26 protein-coding genes are annotated in these 24,039 nt (G+C 63.2%); 5 read left to right on the forward strand and 21 right to left on the reverse strand.

The features are described 5' to 3' along the window. Positions 1 to 84 precede the first annotated feature (84 nt). The 4 genes from AC5P8C_RS02565 to AC5P8C_RS02580 form a co-directional block, all read right to left on the reverse strand. Positions 85 to 960, reverse strand: coding sequence for an EcsC family protein (locus AC5P8C_RS02565; RefSeq protein WP_227844455.1), 876 nt, complete (start codon positions 958 to 960; stop codon positions 85 to 87). A gap of 170 nt (positions 961 to 1,130) precedes the next feature. Next, the gene (gene orn / locus AC5P8C_RS02570) at positions 1,131 to 1,703 is read right to left on the reverse strand and encodes an oligoribonuclease (protein ID WP_019660274.1); all 573 of its coding nucleotides are present in this window, start codon (positions 1,701 to 1,703) and stop codon (positions 1,131 to 1,133) included. A gap of 74 nt (positions 1,704 to 1,777) precedes the next feature. Beyond that, positions 1,778 to 2,302 carry a tRNA adenosine(34) deaminase TadA gene (gene tadA / locus AC5P8C_RS02575; RefSeq protein WP_010484897.1) on the reverse strand — a complete coding sequence of 175 codons (525 nt, stop codon included), beginning with the start codon at positions 2,300 to 2,302 and terminating at the stop codon, positions 1,778 to 1,780. Between the two features lie 75 nt (positions 2,303 to 2,377). Further along, positions 2,378 to 2,737 carry a winged helix-turn-helix transcriptional regulator gene (locus tag AC5P8C_RS02580; RefSeq protein WP_010484895.1) on the reverse strand — a complete coding sequence of 120 codons (360 nt, stop codon included), beginning with the start codon at positions 2,735 to 2,737 and terminating at the stop codon, positions 2,378 to 2,380. 77 nt (positions 2,738 to 2,814) lie between these two features. On the opposite strand from AC5P8C_RS02580, the gene AC5P8C_RS02585 reads away from it, so the two are divergent. Together AC5P8C_RS02585 and AC5P8C_RS02590 are read left to right on the forward strand one after the other, a co-directional pair. Beyond that, on the forward strand, positions 2,815 to 3,582 hold the full coding sequence (locus AC5P8C_RS02585) for an NAD(P)H-dependent oxidoreductase (RefSeq protein ID WP_495218305.1): 768 nt from the start codon (positions 2,815 to 2,817) through the stop codon (positions 3,580 to 3,582). Positions 3,583 to 3,650: 68 nt separating this feature from the next. Further along, a complete protein-coding gene (locus AC5P8C_RS02590; RefSeq protein ID WP_019660277.1) occupies positions 3,651 to 4,088 on the forward strand; it encodes an acetyltransferase in 438 nt (145 codons plus the stop codon). Positions 4,089 to 4,109: 21 nt separating this feature from the next. Here the strand turns inward: AC5P8C_RS02590 and AC5P8C_RS02595 are convergent, their stop codons facing one another. Then, positions 4,110 to 4,628: a GNAT family N-acetyltransferase gene (locus AC5P8C_RS02595; protein ID WP_495218306.1), complete on the reverse strand. Its 519-nt coding sequence runs from the start codon at positions 4,626 to 4,628 to the stop codon at positions 4,110 to 4,112. A gap of 254 nt (positions 4,629 to 4,882) precedes the next feature. On the opposite strand from AC5P8C_RS02595, the gene AC5P8C_RS02600 reads away from it, so the two are divergent. Genes AC5P8C_RS02600 through AC5P8C_RS02610 form a run of 3 tightly spaced genes read left to right on the forward strand, consistent with a single transcriptional unit; the run spans position 4,883 to position 7,561 of the window. Further along, positions 4,883 to 5,539 (forward strand): hypothetical protein, encoded by a 657-nt coding sequence (locus AC5P8C_RS02600; protein WP_495218307.1) that lies wholly within the window; start codon positions 4,883 to 4,885, stop codon positions 5,537 to 5,539. A 43-nt stretch (positions 5,540 to 5,582) separates the two neighbouring features. Next, entirely contained in the window at positions 5,583 to 6,236 is a 654-nt protein-coding gene (locus tag AC5P8C_RS02605; protein WP_019660280.1) for a hypothetical protein, read from the forward strand. Next, entirely contained in the window at positions 6,233 to 7,561 is a 1,329-nt protein-coding gene (locus tag AC5P8C_RS02610) for an XVIPCD domain-containing protein (RefSeq protein ID WP_495218308.1), read from the forward strand. The genes AC5P8C_RS02605 and AC5P8C_RS02610 overlap by 4 nt, the downstream gene beginning before the upstream one ends. A 52-nt stretch (positions 7,562 to 7,613) precedes the next feature. Here the strand turns inward: AC5P8C_RS02610 and AC5P8C_RS02615 are convergent, their stop codons facing one another. From AC5P8C_RS02615 to AC5P8C_RS02690, 16 genes are all read right to left on the reverse strand, one after another. Beyond that, positions 7,614 to 8,882: a hypothetical protein gene (locus AC5P8C_RS02615; protein ID WP_495218309.1), complete on the reverse strand. Its 1,269-nt coding sequence runs from the start codon at positions 8,880 to 8,882 to the stop codon at positions 7,614 to 7,616. Positions 8,883 to 8,978: 96 nt separating this feature from the next. Beyond that, positions 8,979 to 9,986, reverse strand: coding sequence for an XVIPCD domain-containing protein (locus AC5P8C_RS02620; protein ID WP_346469576.1), 1,008 nt, complete (start codon positions 9,984 to 9,986; stop codon positions 8,979 to 8,981). Positions 9,987 to 10,043: 57 nt separating this feature from the next. Continuing rightward, positions 10,044 to 10,580, reverse strand: coding sequence for a hypothetical protein (locus tag AC5P8C_RS02625; protein ID WP_019660284.1), 537 nt, complete (start codon positions 10,578 to 10,580; stop codon positions 10,044 to 10,046). Between the two features lie 541 nt (positions 10,581 to 11,121). Continuing rightward, positions 11,122 to 11,652, reverse strand: a complete 531-nt coding sequence (locus tag AC5P8C_RS02630; RefSeq protein WP_495218310.1) for a DUF4189 domain-containing protein — start codon at positions 11,650 to 11,652, stop codon at positions 11,122 to 11,124. A 347-nt stretch (positions 11,653 to 11,999) separates the two neighbouring features. Further along, entirely contained in the window at positions 12,000 to 12,569 is a 570-nt protein-coding gene (locus AC5P8C_RS02635; RefSeq protein WP_329842100.1) for a DUF4189 domain-containing protein, read from the reverse strand. 266 nt (positions 12,570 to 12,835) lie between these two features. Next, positions 12,836 to 13,387 carry a DUF4189 domain-containing protein gene (locus AC5P8C_RS02640; RefSeq protein ID WP_080112520.1) on the reverse strand — a complete coding sequence of 184 codons (552 nt, stop codon included), beginning with the start codon at positions 13,385 to 13,387 and terminating at the stop codon, positions 12,836 to 12,838. A gap of 38 nt (positions 13,388 to 13,425) precedes the next feature. Further along, on the reverse strand, positions 13,426 to 14,568 hold the full coding sequence (locus tag AC5P8C_RS02645; protein ID WP_495218311.1) for a TrbL/VirB6 family protein: 1,143 nt from the start codon (positions 14,566 to 14,568) through the stop codon (positions 13,426 to 13,428). A 79-nt stretch (positions 14,569 to 14,647) separates the two neighbouring features. Further along, a complete protein-coding gene (locus AC5P8C_RS02650; protein ID WP_019660287.1) occupies positions 14,648 to 15,445 on the reverse strand; it encodes a hypothetical protein in 798 nt (265 codons plus the stop codon). Between the two features lie 59 nt (positions 15,446 to 15,504). Beyond that, the gene (locus tag AC5P8C_RS02655; protein ID WP_155029776.1) at positions 15,505 to 17,943 is read right to left on the reverse strand and encodes a VirB4 family type IV secretion/conjugal transfer ATPase; all 2,439 of its coding nucleotides are present in this window, start codon (positions 17,941 to 17,943) and stop codon (positions 15,505 to 15,507) included. An 81-nt stretch (positions 17,944 to 18,024) separates the two neighbouring features. Then, entirely contained in the window at positions 18,025 to 18,333 is a 309-nt protein-coding gene (locus AC5P8C_RS02660; RefSeq protein ID WP_019660289.1) for a VirB3 family type IV secretion system protein, read from the reverse strand. After that, entirely contained in the window at positions 18,326 to 18,736 is a 411-nt protein-coding gene (locus tag AC5P8C_RS02665) for a TrbC/VirB2 family protein (RefSeq protein ID WP_058981388.1), read from the reverse strand. Before AC5P8C_RS02665 ends, AC5P8C_RS02660 begins: the two co-directional genes overlap by 8 nt. A gap of 73 nt (positions 18,737 to 18,809) precedes the next feature. Beyond that, entirely contained in the window at positions 18,810 to 19,793 is a 984-nt protein-coding gene (locus AC5P8C_RS02670; RefSeq protein ID WP_495218312.1) for a lytic transglycosylase domain-containing protein, read from the reverse strand. Positions 19,794 to 19,796: 3 nt separating this feature from the next. Beyond that, positions 19,797 to 20,840, reverse strand: coding sequence for a P-type DNA transfer ATPase VirB11 (gene virB11, locus AC5P8C_RS02675; protein ID WP_019660292.1), 1,044 nt, complete (start codon positions 20,838 to 20,840; stop codon positions 19,797 to 19,799). A gap of 14 nt (positions 20,841 to 20,854) precedes the next feature. Then, positions 20,855 to 22,126 carry a TrbI/VirB10 family protein gene (locus AC5P8C_RS02680; protein WP_019660293.1) on the reverse strand — a complete coding sequence of 424 codons (1,272 nt, stop codon included), beginning with the start codon at positions 22,124 to 22,126 and terminating at the stop codon, positions 20,855 to 20,857. Continuing rightward, on the reverse strand, positions 22,123 to 22,902 hold the full coding sequence (locus AC5P8C_RS02685) for a TrbG/VirB9 family P-type conjugative transfer protein (protein ID WP_019660294.1): 780 nt from the start codon (positions 22,900 to 22,902) through the stop codon (positions 22,123 to 22,125). The genes AC5P8C_RS02680 and AC5P8C_RS02685 overlap by 4 nt, the downstream gene beginning before the upstream one ends. Next, entirely contained in the window at positions 22,899 to 23,954 is a 1,056-nt protein-coding gene (locus AC5P8C_RS02690; RefSeq protein WP_019660295.1) for a VirB8 family type IV secretion system protein, read from the reverse strand. The genes AC5P8C_RS02685 and AC5P8C_RS02690 overlap by 4 nt, the downstream gene beginning before the upstream one ends. Positions 23,955 to 24,039: the final 85 nt, after the last annotated feature.

The raw sequence follows: 24,039 nt of genomic DNA on the forward strand, positions 1-24,039 counted from the left end.
GCAACAGGCACGCACTGGCAAAACAGTTGTTCCCCCACGGCAAGGATCACCCGGTACGAGGGCTCATCCACGCATGGCGTGGATCTACTCCACCCTTGGCTCGATCTTTACCGCACCGTGTGCCACGCGGTCATAGCAGGTGCGCACCACATCTTCCCCGTACTTCAACTCCAGCCGGCGCACGATGAAGTGACCACGCGCCATGTCCTGGTAGTAGTCGGTGAACATGGTGTTCAGCGCTGCACCCGCGGCGGCACCAACGACCGGCACCGCCTGCGCGGCGAACTTCTCGGTAACGACCACGCCAAAGCGCGCCGCCACCTTCTCCACCATCTTCGCCAGCAGCTTGCCGGCTTCCTTCGGCGCCACGCCCAGGGTCAGGTCGCGGCCGGTCACCACCCGCCCGGCCAGCTCGGCCGACAGATGGCGCATCACATCGGTGGTGAAACCTCGAGCCAGGTAATAGCCCGTCTCGCTGGCGTCATCGCGTGGCGAGTTGCCGCCCAGCGCGAACACCTCCAGGCACGCCTGCCGGGTGCTGAAGTCGGACAGGTCAAACCCCTCGCTGCGGGCGACGTCGGCCACCGCACGCATCATGATCGTGGTCGACACCGGCAACTCGATGAGCAAGGCGGCAAAGCCGAAGGCGCCGCCGACCGCACCGGAGGTGGCTGCCGCCAGTTTGTGCCAGCGGGTCGACGCTCCCTTGCCGGGCGAGTTGTCCATGCTCCACAGGGCTGCCTGCGCCGACTTGGACAGCGCCGCCTGCACCGCACCGTGGATGCGGTTGGAGACCGAGCTGGGCAGCGCCTTCACCGCGAACTCCAGCGGCGTACCGACCAGGTTGGCCATGCGCGCGGTCAGGGTCGGCGCTTCCAGCAGGGCCACCGCGCGCTGCAGGTCGGACCAGTCGCGGGCGTCATGGGCGATGTCGCGGGGGAGCAGGATCGGCTCGTTCATGGCGCCGATCTTAGCGCCCGGAAGTTGAACGGTTCGTCGCGGGGTACGACAGAGGGGTCAGAGCCCTTTCCGCAGCAAAGGGATCCGACCTCCGCGCCTTGCCGGCCAGCGGCCGGCACTACCCGTTGGTGTGTCACCCGGTAGCGCCGGGCCATGCCCGACGGCGTCGTTCAGGCAGCCGGCAGGCCCGACAGCGCGCCCATGAACTGGCGGTAGTGACGCAGCTCGGCGATTGAATCGTGTACATCGCTCAGCGCGGTATGGTTGCTGTTCTTGCCGACGCCGGCGGCCACGCTCGGCGCCCAGCGCTTGGCCAGCTCCTTCACGGTGGACACGTCCAGGTTGCGGTAGTGGAAGTACTTCTCCAGGCGCGGCATCTGGCGGTGCAGGAAGCGGCGGTCCTGGCAGATCGAGTTGCCGCACATCGGCGAAAGGCCGGCCGGGATCCACTGCGCCAGGAAGTTCACCGTCTGCGCCTCGGCCTGGCCCAGGGTGGTGGTACTGTCCACCACGCGCTGCCACAGGCCCGAGCGGCGGTGCTGGTTGCGGTTCCACTCATCCATCGCTTCCAGCGTTTCCAGCGGATGGTGGATGGCGAATTCCGGCCCTTCGGCCAGCACGTTCAGCTGGGCATCGGTGACCACGGTGGCGATCTCGATGATCGAATCGTTGTCGGTATCCAACCCGGTCATTTCCAGGTCGATCCAGATCAGTCGCTCGTTGGCCGCGCCGTTGTCCGCCATGTGTCGCCTCGTTGCTGGGCAGGCGCGCGGCCTACCGGTGAAGGAAAGAGGCGCCCATCATACCCGTTCGCCCCTCAGCCCTCGCCGGCGTGGTCTTCCAGCAGCAGCGGCGGCTTGCCACGTTTGGCGCGGAAATAATTGGTCAGGCGTGTACTGGCTTCCTTGGCCAGCACCCCGCCGTGAATCTCGACGCGATGGTTGTGGCGGGCGTCGCCAATGAGGTCGAACACGCTGCCGCAGGCGCCCGTCTTGGGGTCACTGGCGCCGTAGACCAGACGGGCGACGCGTGCGTGCACGATCGCCATCGCGCACATCGCGCACGGCTCCAGGGTCACATACAGCGTGCTGCCGAGCAGGCGGTGGTTCGCCAGCAGCTTTCCGCCGGCCCGCATCGCCACGATCTCGGCGTGCGCGCTGGGGTCGTGCGAGGCGATGTTGAGGTTCCAGCCCTCCCCCAGCAGCTGGCCATCGGCACCCACCAGCACGGCTCCGACCGGAATTTCGTCGAACTCGCGCTGCGCGCGCTCGGCCAGCGCCAGCGCGTGGCGCATCCAGTGTTCATCGGTGTCGTGCACCGGCACGCCCAGGGCGTCGGTCATGGCGGTTCTCGCGTGTGTGCAGGGCCAGGATGGCCGCCGGGGCCGCATTGTACGCCCCGGGCCGTACAGGCGCCGCTAGCGCGCGTCGAAGCGCTCGCGGGCCGCATCCAGCGCCGGGAAATTGTGCTCCGCCCAGCGGTCCAGGGCGGACAACGTCTCGACCAGACCGTGCGCGACCTCGGTCAGGCGGTACTCGACATGCAGCGGTTTGCTGCCCCGGTCACACCGCTCGACCAGCCCATTGCGCTCCAGCTGTCGCAGAGTCTGGGTCAGCACCTTCTGCGAGATGCCTTCGATCTTCCGCAGCAACGCGCCGTTGCGAAGCGGGCCCTGCGCCAATGCCGGCAGCAGCAGCATCACCCACTTGCCGGAGATCAGCGCCAGCGCATCGCGCGCCGAGCAATCGGCGGCATAGACATCGCCCGGATAGGCCATGGTTACCTCAAGGTGCGTAATTGCCGGGGCATGCCGGCACCGCGAGGATGGTCGCACACTCCTCGAACACCTCGCCCATGCGCGCCCTGATCCTGCTTGCCCACCCCGAACCCCGCTCCTTCAATGCCCACCTCGCCGCGCAGGCGGCCGAGCAGCTGAGGCACGACCACTCGCAGGTGGATGTGGTCGACCTGTATGCGGAAGGCTTCGATCCGCTGGAAGCGGCCTGGCACCATCCACGGCGCCTGCAGCCCGAGCGCTTCGATGCCCAACGCGAACAACGCCACAGCGCCGAACTGGAGCAGTTACCCGCCGATGTGCGACGTCACCTGCACCTGCTGCGGGTCGCAGACCTGGTGATCCTGCAGTTCCCGCTGTGGTGGTTCGCGGCGCCAGCCATCCTCAAGGGCTGGCTGGACCGCGTGCTGGTATATGGGCCGATGTACAACAGCCGTCAGCGCCACGAACATGGCGTGATGCAGGGCAAGCGTGCCTTGCTGAGCGTCACCACCGGTTCATCGGCACGGGCATGCGCGGTGGACGGCCGCGAAGGCGACACCCGATTGCTGCTGTGGCCGTTGATGTACAGCCTGCGCTACGTCGGCTTCGAGGTGATGGAGCCATGCGTGGTGCATGGCGTGCGTTCCGAGCTTGCAGCGGAACGCGTGCAGGCCCACGACGAAGCACTGGTTGCAGCCACCCTCTCCTACCGCGAGCGACTGACGCACTGGCGGCAGTGGCCAATCGTGCCCTTCAACGACAGCGATGACTTCGAGGATGGGGTGGTGCTGCGCGCGGACGCGATCGCGCACAGCCCCTTCATCCGCCACCGCGACGCGGGATGAATCTTCGCCTGCAGGCGCTACCGGAAAGCCTCATACTTCGCACTCTTCCGAAGCACCTTGGTGAACCCATGACCACCCTGCGCCCCTCTCGCGCCGACGACGGCGCCGCCCTTGTCGACCTCTGGCGTCGCGCCGTCGACGCCACCCACGACTTCCTCAGCGCAGAAGACCGCCAGGCCATCGACGCCGAAGTCGCCGGTTTCCTGCCGCTGGCGCCGATGACCGTGGCCGTCGACGCTCAGGACCGCCCCCTTGGCTTCATGTTGATCGATGGCACGCACATGGAAGCGCTGTTCATCGATCCTGACGTGCGCGGTACCGGTATCGGCCGGCGACTGCTGCAGCATGCGCTGGCCCTGCATCCGCAGCTCAGTACCGACGTCAACGAACAGAACGCGCAGGCCGTAGGCTTCTACCAGCGCATGGGCTTCGTTGAAACCGGTCGCTCACCGCTCGATTCGCAGGGCCGCCCGTATCCGCTGATCCATCTCCGGTACGAGGGCTGAGATCAGCCCCGGCGGCGGGGGTCAATCCACGGGCGGGGCGCTTGCCTCGAATGCCGCTGAGTAGCGCACTTCGCCCTGCGCGATCGGCGGCACCAGGGAGAGGGCCTGGAAGTACGCTGCTGGAACACCCGGCAGTACCAGGCCCGGTTCGGCATGGAACCCGAATCGCCCGTAGTAGGACGGCTCCCCCAGCACCACGCAGCCCTGCGCGCCCTGCCCACGCAATGCGTCGAGCGCCGCGTGCATCAGCGCCGCGCCAATGCCCTGCCCCTGGCATCCGGGCAGCACCGAGATGGGCCCCACGCCAAACCAGCCGGTGCTGCCATCGCTGATCGTCACGGGCGACAGGGCGATGTGCCCGACGACCTGCCCGTCCTTCTCGGCGACCAGCGAAAGACTCAGCTCTCCACGCGAACGCAGCGCATCCACAATGAACTGCTCGGTGTGGCTGCTGTGCGGCACATCGCGGAAGGCCGCCTCGGTGAGTGCGTGGATGCTTGCCCGGTCTTTACTGGACTCAGGCCGAATCGTGTAATTCATGGCACCCGTCTCTGTGATGGAAATGTGAATTATTGATTTGAATCACACATCTGCAGAAGAGCCTGCGTCGCGCGCAGCGCCAGCGGAAACACCGGATCGCCCACGGCACAAGCGATACGCCCGAGGTAGCACCCGCCAGCGCGTCAAAAACTTGGCGCGCCGGGTGGCAATGGCTTGCCGGCACGCTCCATAATCGGAAAACCTGTCACCCAGGAAGGATATATGGACATGGACGCGCCATGCAGGACCGGGCCATGGATGTAGCACAGCGCGAACGCAGGGGACGGTCGTTGTTGGCGTTGCTCGCGCTATTGCCGCTGGCCGCGTGCTCACCTTATGCCGATGCCGAGCGCGACGTTGCTGCGGGTGGACGCGGCCTGGCCAGGCTCAACCCGGCGCCGAAGCAGGCCTACGAACTGGTGCTGACAGTGAAGGATGCACCGGGCCCGTTCGCGGTTGTTGAGGGCGTGGGCCAGTATGACGTCAGCAACTACGAAGACTGCGGGCGGGTCATCTGGTCCACCGGCACGGCCAGCCGCATCACCAGCCAGGAACCGGTGGAACTGCGCAGGACGGGCGAGAACGAATACCGCGGTACGTTCTACCTCGACCGCATGCAGGACCAGGACTATTACGATCGCGGTACGTGCCACTGGACGCTGACCGGCGTTGGCGCGATGTTGCGTGCCACGACCGGCGAAGCTGATACGCGATTCCTGACGTTCATCGACAGGAAGCGCATGGAGAGGGATTCACCTCTGACGCTCTATTACCCGAAACTCATCTATCCGCGCGCCACCACCGTCGCCAACTTCGGCGCCAGTGGCGAAGAAGATCCGTCAGGGTATAGCGAAGATCTGCGCGACGCGCTGTTCTCGACCACAACCACTGTGCGGACGCTCGCGCCATGAGCTGCCAGTGCCACATTTCCCCCTACACACCAGGAGGCCGACATTGCGCCACAAGATGATTCCGTGCCTTGCTCTGCTTCTATTGACCGCCTGCAATCCGGAGACCGCCATGAACCAGGAACGTGCCGCTGCTGAAGCCGATGTCGCCCAGGGTGGGCGTGGCCTCGCCAAGCTCAACCCCAGCCCGCGCAAGGCCTATGAACTGGTGCTGCGCCTGAAGGATGCCCCCGGTGATTTCGCAGTGGTCGAAGGCGTAGCGCAGTACGACGTCACCAACGAAGACCAGTGCGGCCACATCGAACCAGCCACCGGTACCGCCGCACGCATCACCAGCCAGGAGCCGGTGGAGCTGCGCAAGGTCGCTGATGGTGAGTACCGGGGCACTGTATACATCGACCGCATGCTGGACGAGGATTACTACGGTCGCGGTGTCTGCAAGTGGGAGTTCACCGGTGCAGGCGCGATGCTGAAGGCGACGGGGGCTGAGGGCGAGACGCGCTTCCTTTCATTTATTGAAGCAGCGCCATTCGTCAAAGGCGAGACCGAGACTCGCTACTATCCTCGTTCGGACTATCCGCGCGTGAACGAGATTCCTGACTACGGCGCAAGCGGCCAAGAAGACCCCACCAAGTTCCGCCCTGAGCTGCAGAATTCACTGTTCTCGGCTTCACTTGAAGCCAATGAGGTCCGCCAATGAGCCTCAGCAGCCAAGACTATGCGGGTATTTCCGACGACGTGTACAAGGACCGTGCGGTCGGTCGACGCGCTCCCGGCAAGGAAGAGCTCGTAGCGATCAACGGGCATGAGTACAAGATCCTCGAGCACGTTGATAATCGATTGAACGGTTATCAGGGAACGATCTACCAGCGAGTCGACACCAATGAAATTGTCGTCGCACATCGCGGCACCGAACAGATCGCCCGCGATGCGATCCTGACCGATGGTGGCATGGTTGTCGCCCGCACCAACGTCCAAGCACCGGACGCCATCGCGCTGACCCAACGCGCCCTCGCCTATGCCAAGAAGGAGGGGCAGGATCTCGGACAGCGCCCACCCGAAGTCACCGTCACCGGCCACTCTCTCGGTGGCGCTCTGGCCCAGATCACCTCGCACCATTTCAGCGTCAAGGGCGAAACCTTCAACGCCTATGGCGCGGTCAGCCTCAGCTACCGCATCCCGGAAGGCGGCAACACCATGATCAACCATGTCATGGCCTCCGATCCGGTCAGCGCGGCGTCGCCGCACTTCGGCCAGGTGCGCATCTACGCCAGGCCGAATGAAATCAGCACGCTCGCCGCGAACGGTTTCAGCAATCACTCGTTGCGCGCCCTTATCCCCGACCGGCCGATCATCGCCGCAGGCAGCTCGTTCGGCGCGCACAAGCTGGGCAACTTCCTCGGTGACGGCTCGGTGCTGCAGCACCCGGAAACGCAGAAGCTGGCAAAAGACAACGCCAGGATGATCGAGGAGTACCGCGACGACGTTGAATCACTGCGCCGTGGTGTCACCCGCGCGGCGCGGGGCATTCCAGGCGGCGCCGTCGACCTGTACGACCACATCCGCGGCCCGCTGCAGCCCGGTGAGCCGGCACGCCGCGAAGCGGAGAAGAACGGCCATCACACCAGCATGCTGCGAATGGACGATGCCAACCATGTGGGCAACCCACTGTTCAACGACGCGATCCGTGGCGTGCACGCGCAGGATGTCCGCGTCGGCCGGGTACCAGACGTGATGAGCACGCAACTGGCAGGCAGTCTGGCCGCCGAAATGCACGCAGCAGGCGGCAAGCGCATCGACGAAGTGGTCATGAATGCCGATGCCTCGCGCAGCTTCGCCGTGCAGGGCCAGGGCGGTGACCCCGCCCACCTTCGTGTGTCGGTGGATACGGCAGTGGCGATGAACACCCCGCTGGAACAGAGCAGCCAGCGCATCGACCAGCAGGCCGCCGACCAGCGCGTTGCGCTGGAGCGCGACCAGCAGCTCGAACAGCAGCGGAACCAGACCCGCAGCCTGCAGGCCTGATGCAGCGCGGGAGCCGGTCAGCCCGGCTCCCGCATCACTTCGAGACTCCGGCTCAGGGGCTGGACGCTGCCATTGGCACGGATGCTGCGGCCGTCACGAACAGATCGGGCCCGGAATCCGGGAATCCGCCACAGGCGCGATCGCCGGGTGCCACCGGGTCACAGGGCCACTGCGCGCGCGCGACCTTCTCGCGCAGCTCGAAGCGATCACCGGTCCAGACCACGAACGCGATGTGCTCACGGTTCCAGTCACTGTAGGCGCGCGGCCCCCCCTTCTGCACCGTCTCCGGGTACTGCACGAACCAGCGCATCGCCGGGCCATACTGCAGTTTGCTGTGGTCCAGGCTGATCTGTCCCTCACGCAACAGCTGCCGCGCACGATCCGCTTCCGTCTGCTGCGGCATGATCGGCATGGCATCAGCGGTCACATCCCGCGGCGCCGCATCGCCGCGGACCTGGTACACACGCTGGGCCACATAAGCCTCGCGGCAATCACCTGCGGGTACGCGGACCGGCTCCGCGCCGTACTCATCACGGTTGGCGACCTGGTCGCTGCAGGTGAACGGCGCCGACACCAGATAGAACGTGCTGTCGGCGTCGCGCCCTTCCAGCGAACGCACCCAGATGTCGCCCATCCGCACGACGAAGTCCGGGCGCTGGCCATAGCCCGGCACCGCCTTGAACCATGCCTTCTGCCGCACCTCGCGCTCGCGCCAGCTGCGCGGCAGGTGGATGTCCTGCACGGGCAGCGCGACCAGCAACGCGGCCAGATGCGCCGGCATGGTGCCCTGGCAGGCGCCAATCAGCAGGTCGCCCTGGGTCGCCAGCCGCCCGGCCAGATCCACCGGGCAGCGGGCACCGAGCGCCCGCTCGGTCGCCTGCTCTGGCGGCAACGGCACGATGGCCAAGGCGGGTGGCGCGGGAGCTACCGCCGGGACGGCTGGCTCGACGACGGCAGGCGGTGCAGCCACAGGCGCCGCCGCTGCGGGCGCAACGGGCGCAGGCGCCGGGTCCGCAGCCGGCGCCGGCTGCGCGTCCACCACGGGTGCCGCAGGGGGTGTCACAGCAACCGGTACTTCGGGAGCCGGCGTCACGACAACGGCGTCGGCCACCGCGGGCGCTGTAACGGGCGCCGCCCCTGCAGGCGCGTCAACAGTTGCCTCTGCAGCGGGGTGCGTCTCCACGACGGGCGCCGCTGCCTCCTGAGCCTGTGCCGACGCTGCGGCAAGTCCAAGTGACAGCAGCCAGAGCGGCGGCAGGCGGCGCACGGATGCATTGCAGCGGGCCGCGGCGTGCCGGACATTCGGGGGAACGATTCGCATGTGGTGTCCTTACGGGTGGGTTTCCATGTCGGCGCCACAGGGCGCCACGCGTCGTACGTAAAGCGCCAGCGGGCACCCTGCCCGCCGGCATCGGTGTTACAGGGATCGAGAGCGCTGCTCCTGCTCGCGGGCGAGCGCGGCCGCGGGGTCCTGCTGGGCGACGCTGGCGGCCAACTGCTGGCTGCTCTGCGCCAGCGGCTGCTGCGCCGCCTGTTCGCGATCGACCGATGCGCGCAGCATGGCTGGGTCACCCAGCGCGCCCTGCACGGCAAACAACGTGCGGCCGTCGTTGCCGGCCAGTAGATGATCGATGCGCGACATCCCCGCCTTCTGCGCGCTCAGCGCCAGTGCGCCGGCGGCATTGTCCAGTTCCTGCACGCTGCGCAGACCGCTTTGCGGCCCCATCTGCTGCAGGTGTTGGCGTGCGCCCTGGAACAGTACGTGTCCCGGCGCGCCCGGCTGCGACATGTCCCGTGCACCGGTCTGCTGCGCCGGCGCCCCGACTTCGCCCCTATCCAGACGCGCCATCACGTCCGGCGTCAGCTTCTGCTGCCAGACCTCGAAGCGCTGCTGGCGGGCCTCGATGCCATTGAGTGCGCCATTGATCGCACGCGTGGCCTCGCGCACATCCTCGCGTGCCGCCTCCGGAACGCGTGTCTGCCATTGCCAGACCGCGATGCGGCCGGCGTGCTCGGGCTGCGCAGCCAGTTCCGGATGGTTCACAAGGTCCAGGTCCAGCGCCTTGCCGGCACGCTCGTAATTCTCCTTTCCGACCAGCGGAAGATAGCCACGGCCGTGGTACTTCAGCGCGTCGCCCGGTGCGTCATTGCCCATCCGCCCGCCGTACATCAGTTCGGCCAGGTTCTCCGGGCGACCGCGCAACGCCTCTTGGCGGGCACTCTCCAGCGCACCATTGCCATTACGCCACGCGGCCTCGACCGGGATCTGCGAGATGCCCCGGGTGAAGTTGAAGCTTTCATTGAGCCGGCTCAGGCCACGCGACTCGTGCACGGCCTGCGCCATGAAGTTGGCCAGTTCCCGGGACGAGGTGATGCCGGCCTCCGTGGCCTGTCGCAACAATTGCGACTCTCTATCCTGCGACACGGTCAAACTCCTGCTCGATCATCGTTGGATACTCCCGCCTCCTCACCGGCATGGCACTCAGGGCAAGCTCACGTCGGCGACGACGGAAGGGTCGAAATCCTCGAATCGCACCCGGCCAAGCTCGGCCGCGGAGAAATCGCGCGTGTGGGTCGCTTCGGTTTCGGTGTCCACCACCTTGCGCTGCACGCCATGCACCCAGCACGCCTGCTCGGCAGGTGCATACCGGAAGGTGTAGACGCTGCTCCAGCGTTCGCGGCTGCCGCCGTTGGTGATCACGCTGAACGCGCCGTCTTCAATCGTCACGTAGGCGAAGGGGTCACCGGCCATGCCACCGCGCGTTGAGCACGGCACCAGCTTGTCGTTGCGTGCCGCCAGCTGCCAGCGGCCCGTGGCATCGCCCAGCAGCAACAGCAGGACCCGGTTCGGTCCGTGCTCGCCGGGCAACAAGCCCTCCGGAGGAGGTTGGTCGATCACCAGGAGCTGGTCCTGGAAACCATTGCCGGTCAGATCGCCGCGTACAGCTTCCAGCAGGTTCGCGCCGGACGGAACGAACGCCAGGGCATTGTCCATGTGCGTGCCACTCCCCTTCTCCATCCCCTGCAACTCCTTCAATCCCGTCTTGCCAGTTCCCGAGCGGAGGCCGGAAACGGGGCGATGCCCCGCACGTGCCCGGCGGCCGCCATGGCGGATGATAGCCCCGAGCCCACGGCAACCGCGATGGTGGCAAGCGTCACCCGCACCGCGGGGGGACACAGTCCTCATGGACGGAAAAGCTCCTGCGTTCGATGGCACCGGCGCGTCGGGATTTTGACGCGCACGCAGCTTACTTCGAGGAGGCAGCGCTCGTCGAAGGGGGCTTGGGATGAAAAGCGCACTTGATCACAGAATGAGTGCGGTTAACGTGAATGGATGCCTACTTGGAGATGACGGCAGCGCTGATCAGGCACTTAACACTCGTGCAGACGCAAGCGGAACGGGTGCAGCGAACACGGATCAGGTGAACGAACCCACCCGAATACAAGCACCATTGCGGCGCTCGGGATCCGTCATTCGCAATGAGAATTTCCAAAAAATTGAAAACACTACGGCCGGTCCAACGAAACAACCGGGGCGCTAGCCCGGCGCTATCCTCGCTTCACTTCCGCACATACTCAGGAGCTGAGCACGCGGTGTACACGACGTGGCATCCCTGCCCCCCATCCCTTATACAAAGACGAGTTGCCAATTGAATTGCTTCATCGACAGTCGCCTTTCCACCAAAGCTGGTGCCGCCGGAACCCGAACTGGGGACCACCGCAGCAACGCACTGATTCTCGTAGGAAAAAGAAGTTCGACAGGCACGACCACCTGAGTGCCGGCATTGCATCACAGCCTCTGCCTCTGCCTCAGACTTACTACGCTTCCCGATAGACACTCCGGACGCGCCCTCACGAGAAACAGAGATCGCGCCCCACGTTTCGATCCACTTCCCTTCGGGTTGCGGCGTCTTGAGCGAGCCGTCACCCGCCCCAGGGATCGGAGCGCATCCTTGGACACCTTGCCCGCCAATAGGATACTGCCCCGGAGGGCACCCGCCCTCCGCGAACGCTGCCGACTGGAAGACTGCGGCCAACAAAAAGCCCAGGATCACCCGCCAACTACGTAGAAGCGTAAACCTCCAAGACATCGCGCCTCCTGCCTGTATTCGACTGCACTGCTACCCATCTGCAAATATGCCATGAAGCTGCCCAAGGCGCCCTAGACGAACATGGCCGCCATTGGCGACAGTCAGATAGTGTTCGCTAGGATCGAGCCCATGTCGCGCTACTGCTGCCCGGACCTACTCAGATGTGAGCGCAGCACCCGCCACGTCAATTGCTGGGGCCAAATTTGTCGCTGCTGAACGCCTGATCATACCGAGAATCTCCCAACATCAAGAGTAGAGTTCTTCTTAGTTGATGGGCGCAAAAAAAACAGCCCGCTCAACGGCGGGCCATTCTATCGCCGCATCACGAGAAAAATGCGGGCAATTACTCAAAACTTCTCAAACTCCGGCTCGGTGCAATTGGACATGACAACTTCACATGTCTCTTTGGACGCAGCACGACATTGCGCCAAGGATAGGCCTTCCGCCTCCTCCTTTGTGGCTGCAGCAGAGTAGAAAGTCCCCCCGGTTCCCGCATTCGAGACAGCCGCCGTCGCGCATTGATTCTTATAGGTGAACTTCACTCGGCAATCCCGACCGCCTGCATCAGAGCAGGATCTCACCGCCGCGCTTCCCGCATCCGCCTTCTTCCTCCACCCACTTGCCGCTCCTGCGATTCCGGAAGGCGCGGCGGCAAATGCTCCCCAAGTCTTGATCCACCGTCCCGTTGGACGCGGGCTTTCCGCTCCTGATCCACCAGCAGGAATCGGCGCACATCCGCCGGCACCCCGCCCGCCAATCGGATACTGGCCTGGAGGACACCTTCCTTCCGCCCAAGCCAGGTCGGACGTAAGTGCTAGAACTACCGCTAGACTCGCCGCGAACCTATACATGACCTTCGAACCCCTGATGACGTTCGAAATCCCCCAACATCCGAAGGAAAGCTTTTCACCTGTCATCCAGAGCCAAATCCCGAAGAATCCACTATCAGCTAGCCATTCGCAGCCGGTACAGTCACCCGTGCTCCGCCAATCCGCAGAACGCAGGAAACTACGAAAGAGTGGCCACGATTGACAATGCGCAAGAATCTAAATCAACGCATCAACATCAAGCCAACTCTCTGAATTTCCGGCCCATTTACGCAAGCCCTGGATGCACCTTCAAGCTCCAGGCGACTCCGACGCAACCAATCAATCGACTTAAGAGAATCGACGAACTTGCATCGCTAGAACTTACGGAAAACAGGTTCAGAACAGTCTGCGTAAAAGACCCTGCACTTCTTTCCACTGGGATCTACGCAACCTTTACCCGCCAAGGAGATCGCTTGCCTTTTCTTTGGAGCCTTACCAACTGCGGATTTAGCCCCCGAGCCACCTGAAGAAGGAATCAACCACGCGACGCACTGATTTGAGTAAGAGACAGTAACCTTGCAGTCCGTGGCTCCTCCACCACCACAGCGCCTCACAGCCTCGGCAGCGGCGGCTTCTGCGGAATTCATTCCGGAGGCCATTCCTACCTCAGAAGTAGCTTCGGACGCAGCGATTGCTCCCCACGTACTTAACCATTCCCCCGTCGGCGTTGGAGGAAGTAGCGGCAGCTGATCCGAGCCACCGCTGTCGCCACCAGGAATCGGAGCACAGCCTCTGGCCCCTTGCCCTCCTATCGGGTAGAACCCTGGCGGACAACTACCGCCTTCGGCAAGTGCGGACACAGGAGCCAGCAGCACCCCAAAGAAAAGGAGCAAAGAAAGCAGCTTCATCGTTTTCACCTCTTGCATCCAGTACCCTACCCATTCAGCAACTGCCGTGACATAGCTCACCGAACTGCGGCGTTACCAAGCGACCCCGGCGTATGTACCGAGTTGCTAGTACCCGGCGCGATTTTCGGGATCGTAAGGCTCTGGCTACTCACGGATTCCTCTGAATTGGTTGGAGCTGCCGGCTTGTAACTACCCGGCGGCTGTCCGCTCGGTCCCGGCGCCTGTGCCACCGGGCTGCCACCTATCTGCGAATATGCCATGAAGCTGCCCAAGGTGCCCTGGAAGAACATGGCCGCCATTGGGGGCGCAGTCAGAATCAAGGTCGTCAGAATCAGGCCCATGCCGCCCTGCTGCATCGCCTGACTGGTCATACCGTCGCTGGAAGCCCCGTCAAGCAGGAACCTGTTCACCAGCGCCGTCGCCCAGAACGAGGAAGACACGCGGATCACCATATCCAATGCAATGGACACCATTGCCGACAGCACCGCCATCGAGAACATGGTCCCGATTCCGTAGAAGAGCCATCGCTGGAACAATTGTTTGGTCTGATCGAACAACAGACAGAGGATGAACAGTGGGCCGAAACCGATGAACAACGCCATCGCGACCTCATAGAGCAACAGCATCGAGCCAGCAGTCACCGCCGGGCCGCCCGTACCCAAGCCGATGAACCACATGGCTCGTGTCTTGTCTTCCTGCAGCCCCGGGTCATTCAGGATCTTGATTCCATCCACACTGGACAGCGCAACCTGCATCCAGGCCAAGCTCTTGTCGATCTGCTCCTCGGGCTTCTGATCCTTCCCGGTAACGACATGGGTGATGAGACCCTTCACGTCCTCGGTCAGGAATTCATGAAGATCCCGGCCAAACATGCCCATGCTTGTCGCTACAGCCACGATAAGTGCGGCGCGCGCCATGTTGGTCACCAAGATCATCATCGAATCGCGGCTGCGTCCGGTGACGATACGATAGCCCTGAATGAGGACCCACAAGGTCATGAGGGTCAGCGCCATTCCGCCCAACCACGCCATCATGTTGTCCATGACGTCGAAGCCGAACTTGCCGATTCGCTCCCGCAGATAGTCCAGGATGAGCTTGAAGAAAACGAAGTCGCCGACCGACTGGACGCGCGCCACGTGCCCCATCAAATCTTGGAATCCGCCCGAAAAATCAAAGTTGGCAATCGACCTGATCGTCATACCCACATTCCCTTGGTGATACCGCTATCGCTTGAGGCGCCCCGTAGGGACTCGAACCTCAGGTGCTTCATTCCACGCATCAGTCGATGGACAACGCCGTCTTCAGCGCTGCTGTCTTGACCAGGTCACTGATGACGGTCTTGGTTGGATCGCCCTTGAGCGCAGACTGGGCCACGACCTTCTGATTGGCCTCCATCACATCGATGTAGGCGTCGTATGCCTTGATCCGGGCTTCAAAGTTCTTGATCGTTGCGTTCATTTCGTTCGCAGTACGCATCGAGTCGTTCGCCACCGCGTTCATGTCACCGAGCCGATTGCTACCAAAACGCAACTGCGCGATGTCATCCATGCTCTTCAGGAACGCAGGCCCGGTCGTCTGCATGAAGTAAACCGCATCGTTGTATTTGCGATTCTGCATCATGCGGATGTTCACGCAGATCTGCGTCTGCTGGCTCTTCCAGTCGCCCTTTGAATTGAAAATGATGTTGGGCAGCATGTCCTTCAAATCTGCGCCGGTGCCACAGGTTTCAGCGACCAGGTACTTGGGCGAAACGGGCGTCAGCTGTGCAGCGGAAGGAAGACCGAAGTTGTTGACGATACCCTGCACCTGAACCAGCATCTCGCCATACTCCTTGATGGTCTGGTTCCAGTCCTGAAGCCACTGTGTATTTTCTCTGACGAACTGGGTCTTCTCCTGCACCTTGGACTGCAGGGTATTGAACTGGTTCCAGATGTGCTGCATCAGCGCTGGACCGGTTTCCTGCACCGGACCAAATGCCCCAGCATTGGTGGCAGACAGCGCCAAGGCAACACCCAGCACCTTGGCCACCGGCTTGAGTACCTTGCGGGCGCTGGCCCGACGCTTGACGATGTTCATGGCAAAACTCCTGTTGTTCAGATTGACATCCACTTGCCTGTCTCCTGCTTGCGCTGCCATCAAGCAGCGTCGGAACGGGGTTCCTTCCCCGAACCCTTCCGGTTCTTGTAGAAATCTTCCAACCACTGTTCCGGCGTGAGCTCGTCCACGGTGATCCGATTGCGGACTGCAGCGGTCTGCAACACCCGATGCATGATGTCGATGTTGTCGGTCGAGGCCGAGATCACCGACAGGATGTCGTCCATCCCACGCAGGTTGAGCTGGCAGACGCTGGACGCATGGCCCTGCTTGACCAGGAAGCAGCGCGAGCGCTCGTCCAAGGCGGTGACCACCCTGAACTCGGCCTCGGTCAGCTTCAGGCCATCCATGTAGTCGCTCTTGCTGGCATTCGGATTCGGCAGCAGGATCAGCGTGGCGGTCTGTTCGATCAGTGCGGCGGAGATATCGCTCTTCAGCGCGTCCTCCGGGCTCTGCGTCGCGAAGATGCCCAGACCGTTCTGCTTACGGATGGTCTTCTGCTTGTTCTTGGCGAATTCCTTCAGGCCACCCTCGCCGTCCAGGATCTTCCAGAATTCGTCCATCACGTAGATCAGCGGACGACCATCGATCAACGACTCCAGGCGGTGCAGCAGGTAATTGATGACCGGCACGCGCACTTCGGGATTGTCGATGATGTCGGTGTAGTCGAAGCCGATGATGTTGGCCTTGCTCAGGTCAACGGTATCCACCGGATTGTCGAACACCCAGCCCAGCGAATTGCCCGAGGTCCAGCGGCGCATGCGTGCATAGAGCCCATCGTCGCCCATGTTGGGCAGGCTCTTCTGGAAGTTGGTCATGCTGCGCAGGTGCATCGGCGTATCGAGCATGCTTTCCACTGCGCGGTAGATGTCCTCTTCCTCGCGCGCACTGTACTCACGCTTGCCGGCCAGCACCTTGATCAAGTCGGCCAGGAACTGAACGTTGGCTTCATTGTTCTCGCATTGGAACGGGTTGAAGCCGGTCGGCGCGCCGTTCTCCAAGGCCAGATAGTTACCACCGCAGGCGCGCACGAAGATCTCCGCACCCCGATCCTTGTCGAAGAAGAAGATGGTCGGTGACGGCTCATACTTCTGCACTTGGCTGAGCAGGAAGTTGATCAGTGCGGTCTTACCGGTACCGGACTTACCAATCACCATGGTGTTGGCGATCGCCTTCTCGCCCAACGAGTTCTCTGACGGATGGGTCGCGTGGAAATTGAAGTAGTACGGCTGGCCGTTGGTGGTCTGCAGCGTGGTGACGCAGTCGCCCCACGGGTTGTTGTGCTGCTTGCCGGTCGCGAAGTTGTGCAGTGGCGACAGGCCCAGGAAGTTCAGCGAGCTGACATTGGCCAGGCGGGTGCGGTAGCGCCAGTTGGCCGGCAGCTGCGAGTAGAAAGACGAGGTAACCGCCAGATCTTCCTTGGTCGACACAAAACCGGCATTGGACAGCTCGGCGCGCGTCGTGGCCACGTTCTGTGACAGCTTGGCCTGGCTGTCGCCGTAGACTGCCATGATGAAGTGGTATTCGCCGAGCACGAAATTGCCCGACGAGAGCTGATCCATCGCCTGGTCCAGCTCGACGATCTGGCTGACCGCCTTGTCGCCGGAGGAGATCATCATGCCCTTGGTGCGGTCGAGCACCTTGAGCGCGTCCTGGCGCCCCATCGGGCTGAACGAATGGGTGATGACGTACTCGTAGTCCAGGTACTTCAGGCCGTTGAGGATGCCCGGGTACGTTCCCTCAGCATATTCCTTGATGTTCAGGATGGCGCCGAAGTGGTTGGCACCGTTGGGGGTGTTGATGACGAAGTCACCGGTCTTGGCCGAAAACATGTGCCGGCTCACTGGCAGGTAGTCCTTGATCGGTGCCGACAGCACCGGCACCGGCTCGTCGATGCGATTGATCAGGTAGCCGAACAGCTCCAGCGTTTCAGAGAACACCACGCCGTTCTTTGCCTCGTACATTCCCAGGCGGTACGGCGCATAGTCGCGGATGACGGCCTCGACGTTGCCGGCCAGCTCCATCAACTTTTCTACTGCCTGCTCCTGCTCGGCGCGCAGCTTGTCCACGTTCGCCGACTTCTCGACGAAACGCTTACCCGCCACCACGGGGCGGTAGATCATGGTCAGGTACAGCTCGTTCTGCATGATGCGCTGTGAGGACAACATGCCCATGTACTGATCGGACACATCCTGGTTGAAGCGCTGCTTGTAGTTGCTCCTGCCCTTCAGGGTCCGGCGACGACGGATGTCGTGCACCCAGAAGGCGACGTTGACGAAATCCGGCGCGCGCAGCGTCTGCAGCAGGCGGTTGAACGTGTTGTGGCGATGCTCAAGCTCCCACTCCTCACGGCCGACGAACGGCAGCCCTTCCAGATGCCAGGTCAGCAGGTAGTCGCCGCCCGTGGTCTTGACCACGTTCGGGGCGACGTGCGACGACAATGGAATGAACTCGCTGATGGAGGTGTCTGGGCTGAACATACGACTGCTTCCAAAGAGGTACTGCCAAAAAGTTTCAACAGACCCGACGGGCGCGGACGCCCGCCAGGCCGGATCCGGACCTCAATCCATTCGGGCCGGCTTGTCGCGGTAATGGTTGGGGTTGAACACCCACATGCCATCGTGTTCCTGCACGTTGCGGACTTTCAGCTTGAACATCAGGCGCAGGCCCAACAGGCGGAAGATCATTTCGTCACGCTTGGCCATCTGCCGCATGATGAAGACCGCCACCGGAATGGTGAGCAGGAACCAGAAGTTCGTGTACATGCTGAGCAGCAGCAAGCCACCTGCCACCATGAAAAATGGCAGATAGGGCACGCCCAGGAACATCGCTGGGCGCGTGCAGCCGCGGAACACGACGTTCTTATGCACTGTAGTACTGGATCACATGGTTGATCAGGTAGGAGGTGCTGGTGCCACCACCACACTTGCCGTCGCTACCATCACCCAGCAGCATGCGCGCGATCTGGCCCGCAGCGCCGATCAGCACGCCGCCGATCAGAATCGGTGCAACGTCAGCGATGCGCTTGTGCGCGAACGCGATCTGATAACCGGCGAAGATCACCGCGATGGTGACCACGGCGATCGAGGCGATGTTCAGCAGGCCGTTGATGTTGTTGAAGAAGCCGCACACCTTCTTGTCGGTGCCGCCGAAGTCGACGGCACCGTTGGCGAAGACCTGCGGGGCGAACATGGCGCCGACGAAAACCGTGGCCATCAGCAGGGTCTTCAGCGTGCGCTGGGCCTGGACGAGGTCGAGATTGGATCGCTTCATGGATTGATTTCCTTGTTGATGGACTAACACAACTGAATCGGCCAGCCGGGGGACTGGCCGCACCACGACTTCGTCAGAACACGAAGGCCGCATCCCCTGCGGGAATCTGCTGCACCGGTGCGGCCTGCACCGGTGCGTTGTACGAATTCTCGGCACCCGCCACAGGCTGGTTGCGCTCGCTCCAGGGCCGCAGCATCACGGGCCCCTCATTGCTGGCACCGGCAGCGCCCGGCAACTGCTGCGGCATGGCCATCGCCTGCGCAGCACCCTGCTGAGGCAGCTGCTGCGGCATGCCACCGGCCTGCTGCTGGGGATAGGCGGGCCCTTGGCTGGGCTGCGCCTGGGGCTGCATCATCCTGTCCACTGAACCCAGCACCACCTTGGACAGCGCCTGGTCGGCGAGATTCAGCAGACTGCCCCGCGCCATCGCACCGGTGGACGGGTACACGACATAGGCGCGTGCCGGATCTTCCGACGGCACGTACACCGGGCCATTGGACTGTGCAACGATGCGCGCCTGCGCCGGCGAAGCGAGCTGCGGATGATGCTCGACCTTCACTGCACGGCGCTCACCGCGACTGACCACGTCGATCGGTGCGACACCATTGCTGGCGACCTGCTGGCCGCGGCGGATCGAGTCGTAGATCTTCTGCACGTAGCCGTGACGGAAGCCGGTCTCGAAATTGCCCGAGTAGTAACAGCTGAACGACTTGCCCCAGTCACCACCGGAGCGCTTGTAGCAGTCGGCGAGAATGCGCGAACCGGCCTGCAGGTTCGGGCACTGCTGGAAGGCCTTCTCGTAGGAATCCAGCCCGTAATTGCCCAGGTTGTAGCGATTGACCTGGGCCAACCCGATCGAGAAGTTGTAGCCCTTCTCTTCCAGCATGCGCACCGTCGCCAGCGCTTCATCCAACGCCTTGGGCTGACGCACCAGTGCACCGCCGACCACGCCGATGGCATACGGGTTGCGCGACGACTCCACGTTGATGACGTGTTGCATCACGTCCATCGAGACGGCCATTTCCGGGCACGCCATCATTTCCAGTCCTGGCAGCATTGGTCAGCCCTCCTGCCCCTGGGCACGCCCAGGATTGAAGTCGATGCCGGTGATGTAGCGCGAGCCGGCATGCGCCTTGATATGCACGACGATGTCGATGGTCATCATCAACAACCGCTTGATCACGTTGAACTCCAGGCCCGAACCTTCGGCTGAAGCCTTCACCATCAGCGCCAGCTGGTCCCAGGTCTGCTCCGGGCTGCCGGCATGGCAGCTGGTGATCGAGCCCGGGTGGCCGGACGCGCAGTTGCGGATGAAGTAGAACGCTTCGTCACCGCGCAGCTCGGCCAGGATGATGCGTTCGGGCTTCATGCGCAGGCAGGCTTCCATGCAGCTCTTGGCCGTCACATTGCTGGTGCTCTGCCCGCCCTTGGAATACAACAGGTGCACCACGTTGGGCTGGGTCAGGAACAGCTCGCGTGCGTCCTCGATGGTGACCAGGCGCTCGTTGTCCGGAATATGGTTGACCAGCGCCTTCATGAAGGTGGTCTTGCCGCTGCCGGTCGCGCCGGATACCACGATGTTCTTGCGGTACATCACCGCACGCCGGAAGAACTCGGCGTACTCTCGCGAATGACGCAGCTCCAGCAGCTCGCGATCCTGCTCGCTGATGCTGCCATCGCTTTCCAGAATCTGGTTGAAGAAGCCGTCTTCGTGATACTGCGTGAGCGACTTGGTGTGCTTGGAAGGCAAACGGATGGTGATCGACACCTTCCCCGCGTCACAGGCCGGCGGAATCACGAACTGCGCACGCTGGCCGGTGGGGAACGTGAGCGACACCACCGGATCGGCATCGGTGATGCGCTGGCCGGTGTTGCTCTCGTTCACCACTGCCGTGCAGAACTGCCGGGCCCGCTCGAACGTCAGGCTCGGCACCTCCACCCGCTGCCACCCCGCCCGGGTTTCCAGGTACAGCTCGCCGGGACGGTTGATGCAGATTTCCGTCACTTCCGGAGAAGTCATGTACTCGGCGATGCCCAGCACTTCGTACTGATAGCGCAGGAAATCGCTGGAGACGAGGGCGAGGGGGGACACTTCGGCGTCCATGATCGTTCGTTGGGTTACCGGCGGGGGTTCAGCACGTTGGTGAAGTCAACGTCCTTTGCAACGTAGACGTTCACGATCGTGCCCTGGTTGATGGTGACGGTCGGCGGACGACGCTGGCTCAGCGATTCATTGGCCAAGCGCTCCATGGTGCGTGCGGTGGCGCTCTCATAGGGCGACTGGATGGTCATGCCGTTATTCGCCACGGTAGTGGTTTCCGGGCCATGCTCTGCAGCGGCGTACTTGAACGCATCCGCCAGCAGACTGATCATCAGCGCCGAGGCGATACGGCTGCCCCAGTGCGCGCTGTACTGGCCCGGATGCCCGGCGCCGCCCAGCTGATCCACGCCCGGACTGGACATGGCCACGTCGATACCATTCGGCGTAGTGATGCGATCCCAGATCACTTCCACCCGCTTGCCGGTGGGACCGCCGCCATAGGCGCCATAGATCTTGGAGCCCTTCGGCAGTAGAAGATTGCGGCCGTTGATCGAGTACACCGGTTCGGTCAGCAGGCACGAAGTGTAGCCCGCGATATCGGTGATGATGCGGGTTTCCAGCACGCAACGCAGGTAGGTACCCCGCACCAGCAGCGCATCGGGACTGCGGATGTAGCTGGCATTGGACACGTCATCAACATCGGGGCCGCGACGAACCCGGGCCGGCGCTGCATTCTGCTGTCCACCCATCATCTGGGCCTGGAGGCGAAGGGTACGGGTCAGCTCGTCTTCCTGGCCCCCCTGCCCATCACCGCCCGCGCTGTCGCCAGCACCAACGAAGCCGTTCCCCGACGCTCCCATCCGGCGCTCGGCGAGCGTCGGACCCCGCGGGGCTTCGCGCTCGCTCATGCTGAAGGCCGGTTCTGCGCGAGTAGGCCCGGACGGCGGCGGCGGCAGCATCGGAATCGGGTCAACGGGCTGCATCGCCTGGGACGGAACCGGATCCGTCTGCACAGCGTCCGGCAGCGTCGGCGTGGACACACGCGCGACTTCCGGCACCTTCTGTGCAGCGTCCTTGTCATCCTGGCCCTTGCGGAACAGCAGGAAGCCCATGGCCACCAACAGCAACACGATGCCACCGAGGAACAGCAGCGCCTTCCGGTTCAGCCGCTGCTCTTCGGCCGAGCGCAGCTGCGGCGCGGCCGCGTCCAGATCCGGCGCCGGCTCGGCCTGGGCCGTGCCGAAGTAGGGATTCGACGGCGCGTCCGCGGCACCCTGTGCGCCGTACGGGCTCTGGCTCTCGTCGCGTCCATTGTTCGGGTCGTTTCCGGGAGTGTTCTGCTGGCTCATTTCTTCACGTTCCTTCGCAGGCCGACGACGAAGTCGCCGTGGCGGATGACCAGGTACGGGTAGGTCCCGTGCACGATCAGCGTATTGCCTTCAACCGTGGTGTTGACCACGAAGTCTTCACCGTATTCCGTTTCGCGACCAAACACGGCCGGGAAGATGCCGGTCTTGTACTCCGGCGAGTTCGGCAGTTTCAGATAGGTGAAACGGCCATCGTCATAGGCGTTGACCGGGATCAGCCACCCCATCTTCTTCGCCTTGCTGGTCGAATAGGAGTAGTTGAAGTTGTACTGGCGGTCCTTGGCCAGTTCCGAGCTCAACAGCGGTTTGGCCTCTTCCTCGACCGCTTCCTGGGCGACACCGAACACGGTGTCGTTGGGATAGACGAAGGCGATCTTGTACTGCACGCCTGCACGACGGGCCTGCTCCAGCTGGCGCCAGTCGGTGGCCACCACCTTCAGTTCGAAGATGTAGGAATGGGTCTCGGTGCGCACCATCATGTTGGTGTCGACGTCGACGTTCTTCGGCTTGAGGTAGAACACGTTCTCGCGACGGGTCAGTTCCCAGCCGCTGCTGAAGCCGGTGCTGTAGTCGAGGATCTTCTCGTTCGGGCTCAACTCGATCTGGGTGGTCAGGCCCAGGCCGGTGCGAACCGGATAGATGCGGTCCTTCTCGTACTCGTAGTGGTCAACCGCCTGCGCCATCGCCGCTGCCGGGAACAGCAACGACAACATCGACAGCAGCGCCAGCGCGCTTCCCCTGATATTTCGACTACTCATCGGTTGCTTGCTCCATCAGCAGTTCCGGTGGAATTGTTCTGCGCCGGCCTCATGGCCGGCTGTCCGGGCATGGCCTGCCCCGGCATTGCTTGCCCCTGCACCGGCTGACCCGGCATCGGTTGGCCCTGTACAGGCTGTCCCGGCATTGCCTGGCCCGGTACCTGGCCGTTGGCTGGCACCGCGACCGGCTGGCCGGTGGCCGGGTCGATCATGGTGGCTGCGGCCGGATTGTTGGGATCGTAGACACCCTGTGCCTGCTGCGCCGCCTGTGCGGCCTGCTGCGCCTGCGCCTGCATGGCACCGTCATCCGGCACCGGCACGCCACGCGAATAGTCGTTGTCGACGCGGTACTCGGTGACCTGGAAGGCCAGCGGATTGAGGATGCGATCCTGTTCGGACAACGCCAGGTTCTGGTTGTACTCGAAGCGCATCGTCACCAGCTGGTTGTCCAGGTAGGTAGAGACGCCGGTGCGCTTGTCCAGCAGGCTGCGCTGGATGCGCACCGAAGCGCCGCGGAAGCTGCCGTTCGGCTCGGCACCCAATGGCGTGATGCTGAGGATCTTGACCCGGATGGCGCGCTCGCGACCGTACATCACGAACGGGTTCTGCGGATTGTTGCCGGCATAGCGGACACGCATGGACTGCGCCACCGGATCGGTGGACATCACGAACACCAGTTCCCAGTCACGCAGGCCCATCACCGCCGAGTCATACGATTCGCGCGCGAGCACGTACTGGGCGACGTTGCTGCGATTGATCGCTTCGTTGGTGGTGATCGTCTCGCCCTGGAAGGTGCCACTCAACCGCGCGACGGTCGCCGTACCCGTGTAGGCATCGGCCATCACCAGGAACGGCACCTTTTCCTTCAGCGGCAGCATGTAGTAGTAGCCGCCCGCCAGTGCGAGCGACATCAGCAATGAGCCTGTGGCGACCCACCATGCACGCCGCTCGCTGCGGCGTGCCATGTCGGCCACGGTGATCTCGTAGCTGACCGCCTTGGCGACCGACTGCTCGACCTTGGGGCTATTGCCGGGATCCTTCTTGCGGAACATGGATTCTTCCGTACTGCTGAAACATCAATGGGCGTGGCACCCCTGCGACAGGCGCGGGGAGCGGCACGTTCGATGATTTCGAGGT

The organism is Stenotrophomonas sp. YJH_SMC_46, from assembly GCF_059370315.1.

What these genes read in the sequence shown, in the direction of transcription:
- AC5P8C_RS02640 (WP_080112520.1), bottom strand. Translation starts at nt 13,387, where the DNA reads ATGCAAGAGGTGAAAACGATGAAGCTGCTTTCTTTGCTCCTTTTCTTT.
- AC5P8C_RS02685 (WP_019660294.1), bottom strand. Translation starts at nt 22,902, where the DNA reads ATGAGTAGTCGAAATATCAGGGGAAGCGCGCTGGCGCTGCTGTCGATG.
- AC5P8C_RS02585 (WP_495218305.1), top strand. Translation starts at nt 2,815, where the DNA reads ATGCGCGCCCTGATCCTGCTTGCCCACCCCGAACCCCGCTCCTTCAAT.
- AC5P8C_RS02650 (WP_019660287.1), bottom strand. Translation starts at nt 15,445, where the DNA reads ATGAACATCGTCAAGCGTCGGGCCAGCGCCCGCAAGGTACTCAAGCCG.
- AC5P8C_RS02610 (WP_495218308.1), top strand. Translation starts at nt 6,233, where the DNA reads ATGAGCCTCAGCAGCCAAGACTATGCGGGTATTTCCGACGACGTGTAC.
- AC5P8C_RS02625 (WP_019660284.1), bottom strand. Translation starts at nt 10,580, where the DNA reads ATGGAGAAGGGGAGTGGCACGCACATGGACAATGCCCTGGCGTTCGTT.
- AC5P8C_RS02590 (WP_019660277.1), top strand. Translation starts at nt 3,651, where the DNA reads ATGACCACCCTGCGCCCCTCTCGCGCCGACGACGGCGCCGCCCTTGTC.
- AC5P8C_RS02690 (WP_019660295.1), bottom strand. Translation starts at nt 23,954, where the DNA reads ATGTTCCGCAAGAAGGATCCCGGCAATAGCCCCAAGGTCGAGCAGTCG.
- AC5P8C_RS02630 (WP_495218310.1), bottom strand. Translation starts at nt 11,652, where the DNA reads ATGTCTTGGAGGTTTACGCTTCTACGTAGTTGGCGGGTGATCCTGGGC.
- AC5P8C_RS02665 (WP_058981388.1), bottom strand. Translation starts at nt 18,736, where the DNA reads ATGAAGCGATCCAATCTCGACCTCGTCCAGGCCCAGCGCACGCTGAAG.
- orn (WP_019660274.1), bottom strand. Translation starts at nt 1,703, where the DNA reads ATGGCGGACAACGGCGCGGCCAACGAGCGACTGATCTGGATCGACCTG.
- tadA (WP_010484897.1), bottom strand. Translation starts at nt 2,302, where the DNA reads ATGACCGACGCCCTGGGCGTGCCGGTGCACGACACCGATGAACACTGG.
- AC5P8C_RS02635 (WP_329842100.1), bottom strand. Translation starts at nt 12,569, where the DNA reads ATGACAGGTGAAAAGCTTTCCTTCGGATGTTGGGGGATTTCGAACGTC.
- AC5P8C_RS02670 (WP_495218312.1), bottom strand. Translation starts at nt 19,793, where the DNA reads ATGCTGCCAGGACTGGAAATGATGGCGTGCCCGGAAATGGCCGTCTCG.
- AC5P8C_RS02655 (WP_155029776.1), bottom strand. Translation starts at nt 17,943, where the DNA reads ATGTTCAGCCCAGACACCTCCATCAGCGAGTTCATTCCATTGTCGTCG.
- virB11 (WP_019660292.1), bottom strand. Translation starts at nt 20,840, where the DNA reads ATGGACGCCGAAGTGTCCCCCCTCGCCCTCGTCTCCAGCGATTTCCTG.
- AC5P8C_RS02645 (WP_495218311.1), bottom strand. Translation starts at nt 14,568, where the DNA reads ATGACGATCAGGTCGATTGCCAACTTTGATTTTTCGGGCGGATTCCAA.
- AC5P8C_RS02680 (WP_019660293.1), bottom strand. Translation starts at nt 22,126, where the DNA reads ATGAGCCAGCAGAACACTCCCGGAAACGACCCGAACAATGGACGCGAC.
- AC5P8C_RS02600 (WP_495218307.1), top strand. Translation starts at nt 4,883, where the DNA reads ATGGATGTAGCACAGCGCGAACGCAGGGGACGGTCGTTGTTGGCGTTG.
- AC5P8C_RS02595 (WP_495218306.1), bottom strand. Translation starts at nt 4,628, where the DNA reads ATGAATTACACGATTCGGCCTGAGTCCAGTAAAGACCGGGCAAGCATC.
- AC5P8C_RS02580 (WP_010484895.1), bottom strand. Translation starts at nt 2,737, where the DNA reads ATGGCCTATCCGGGCGATGTCTATGCCGCCGATTGCTCGGCGCGCGAT.
- AC5P8C_RS02565 (WP_227844455.1), bottom strand. Translation starts at nt 960, where the DNA reads ATGAACGAGCCGATCCTGCTCCCCCGCGACATCGCCCATGACGCCCGC.
- AC5P8C_RS02615 (WP_495218309.1), bottom strand. Translation starts at nt 8,882, where the DNA reads ATGCGAATCGTTCCCCCGAATGTCCGGCACGCCGCGGCCCGCTGCAAT.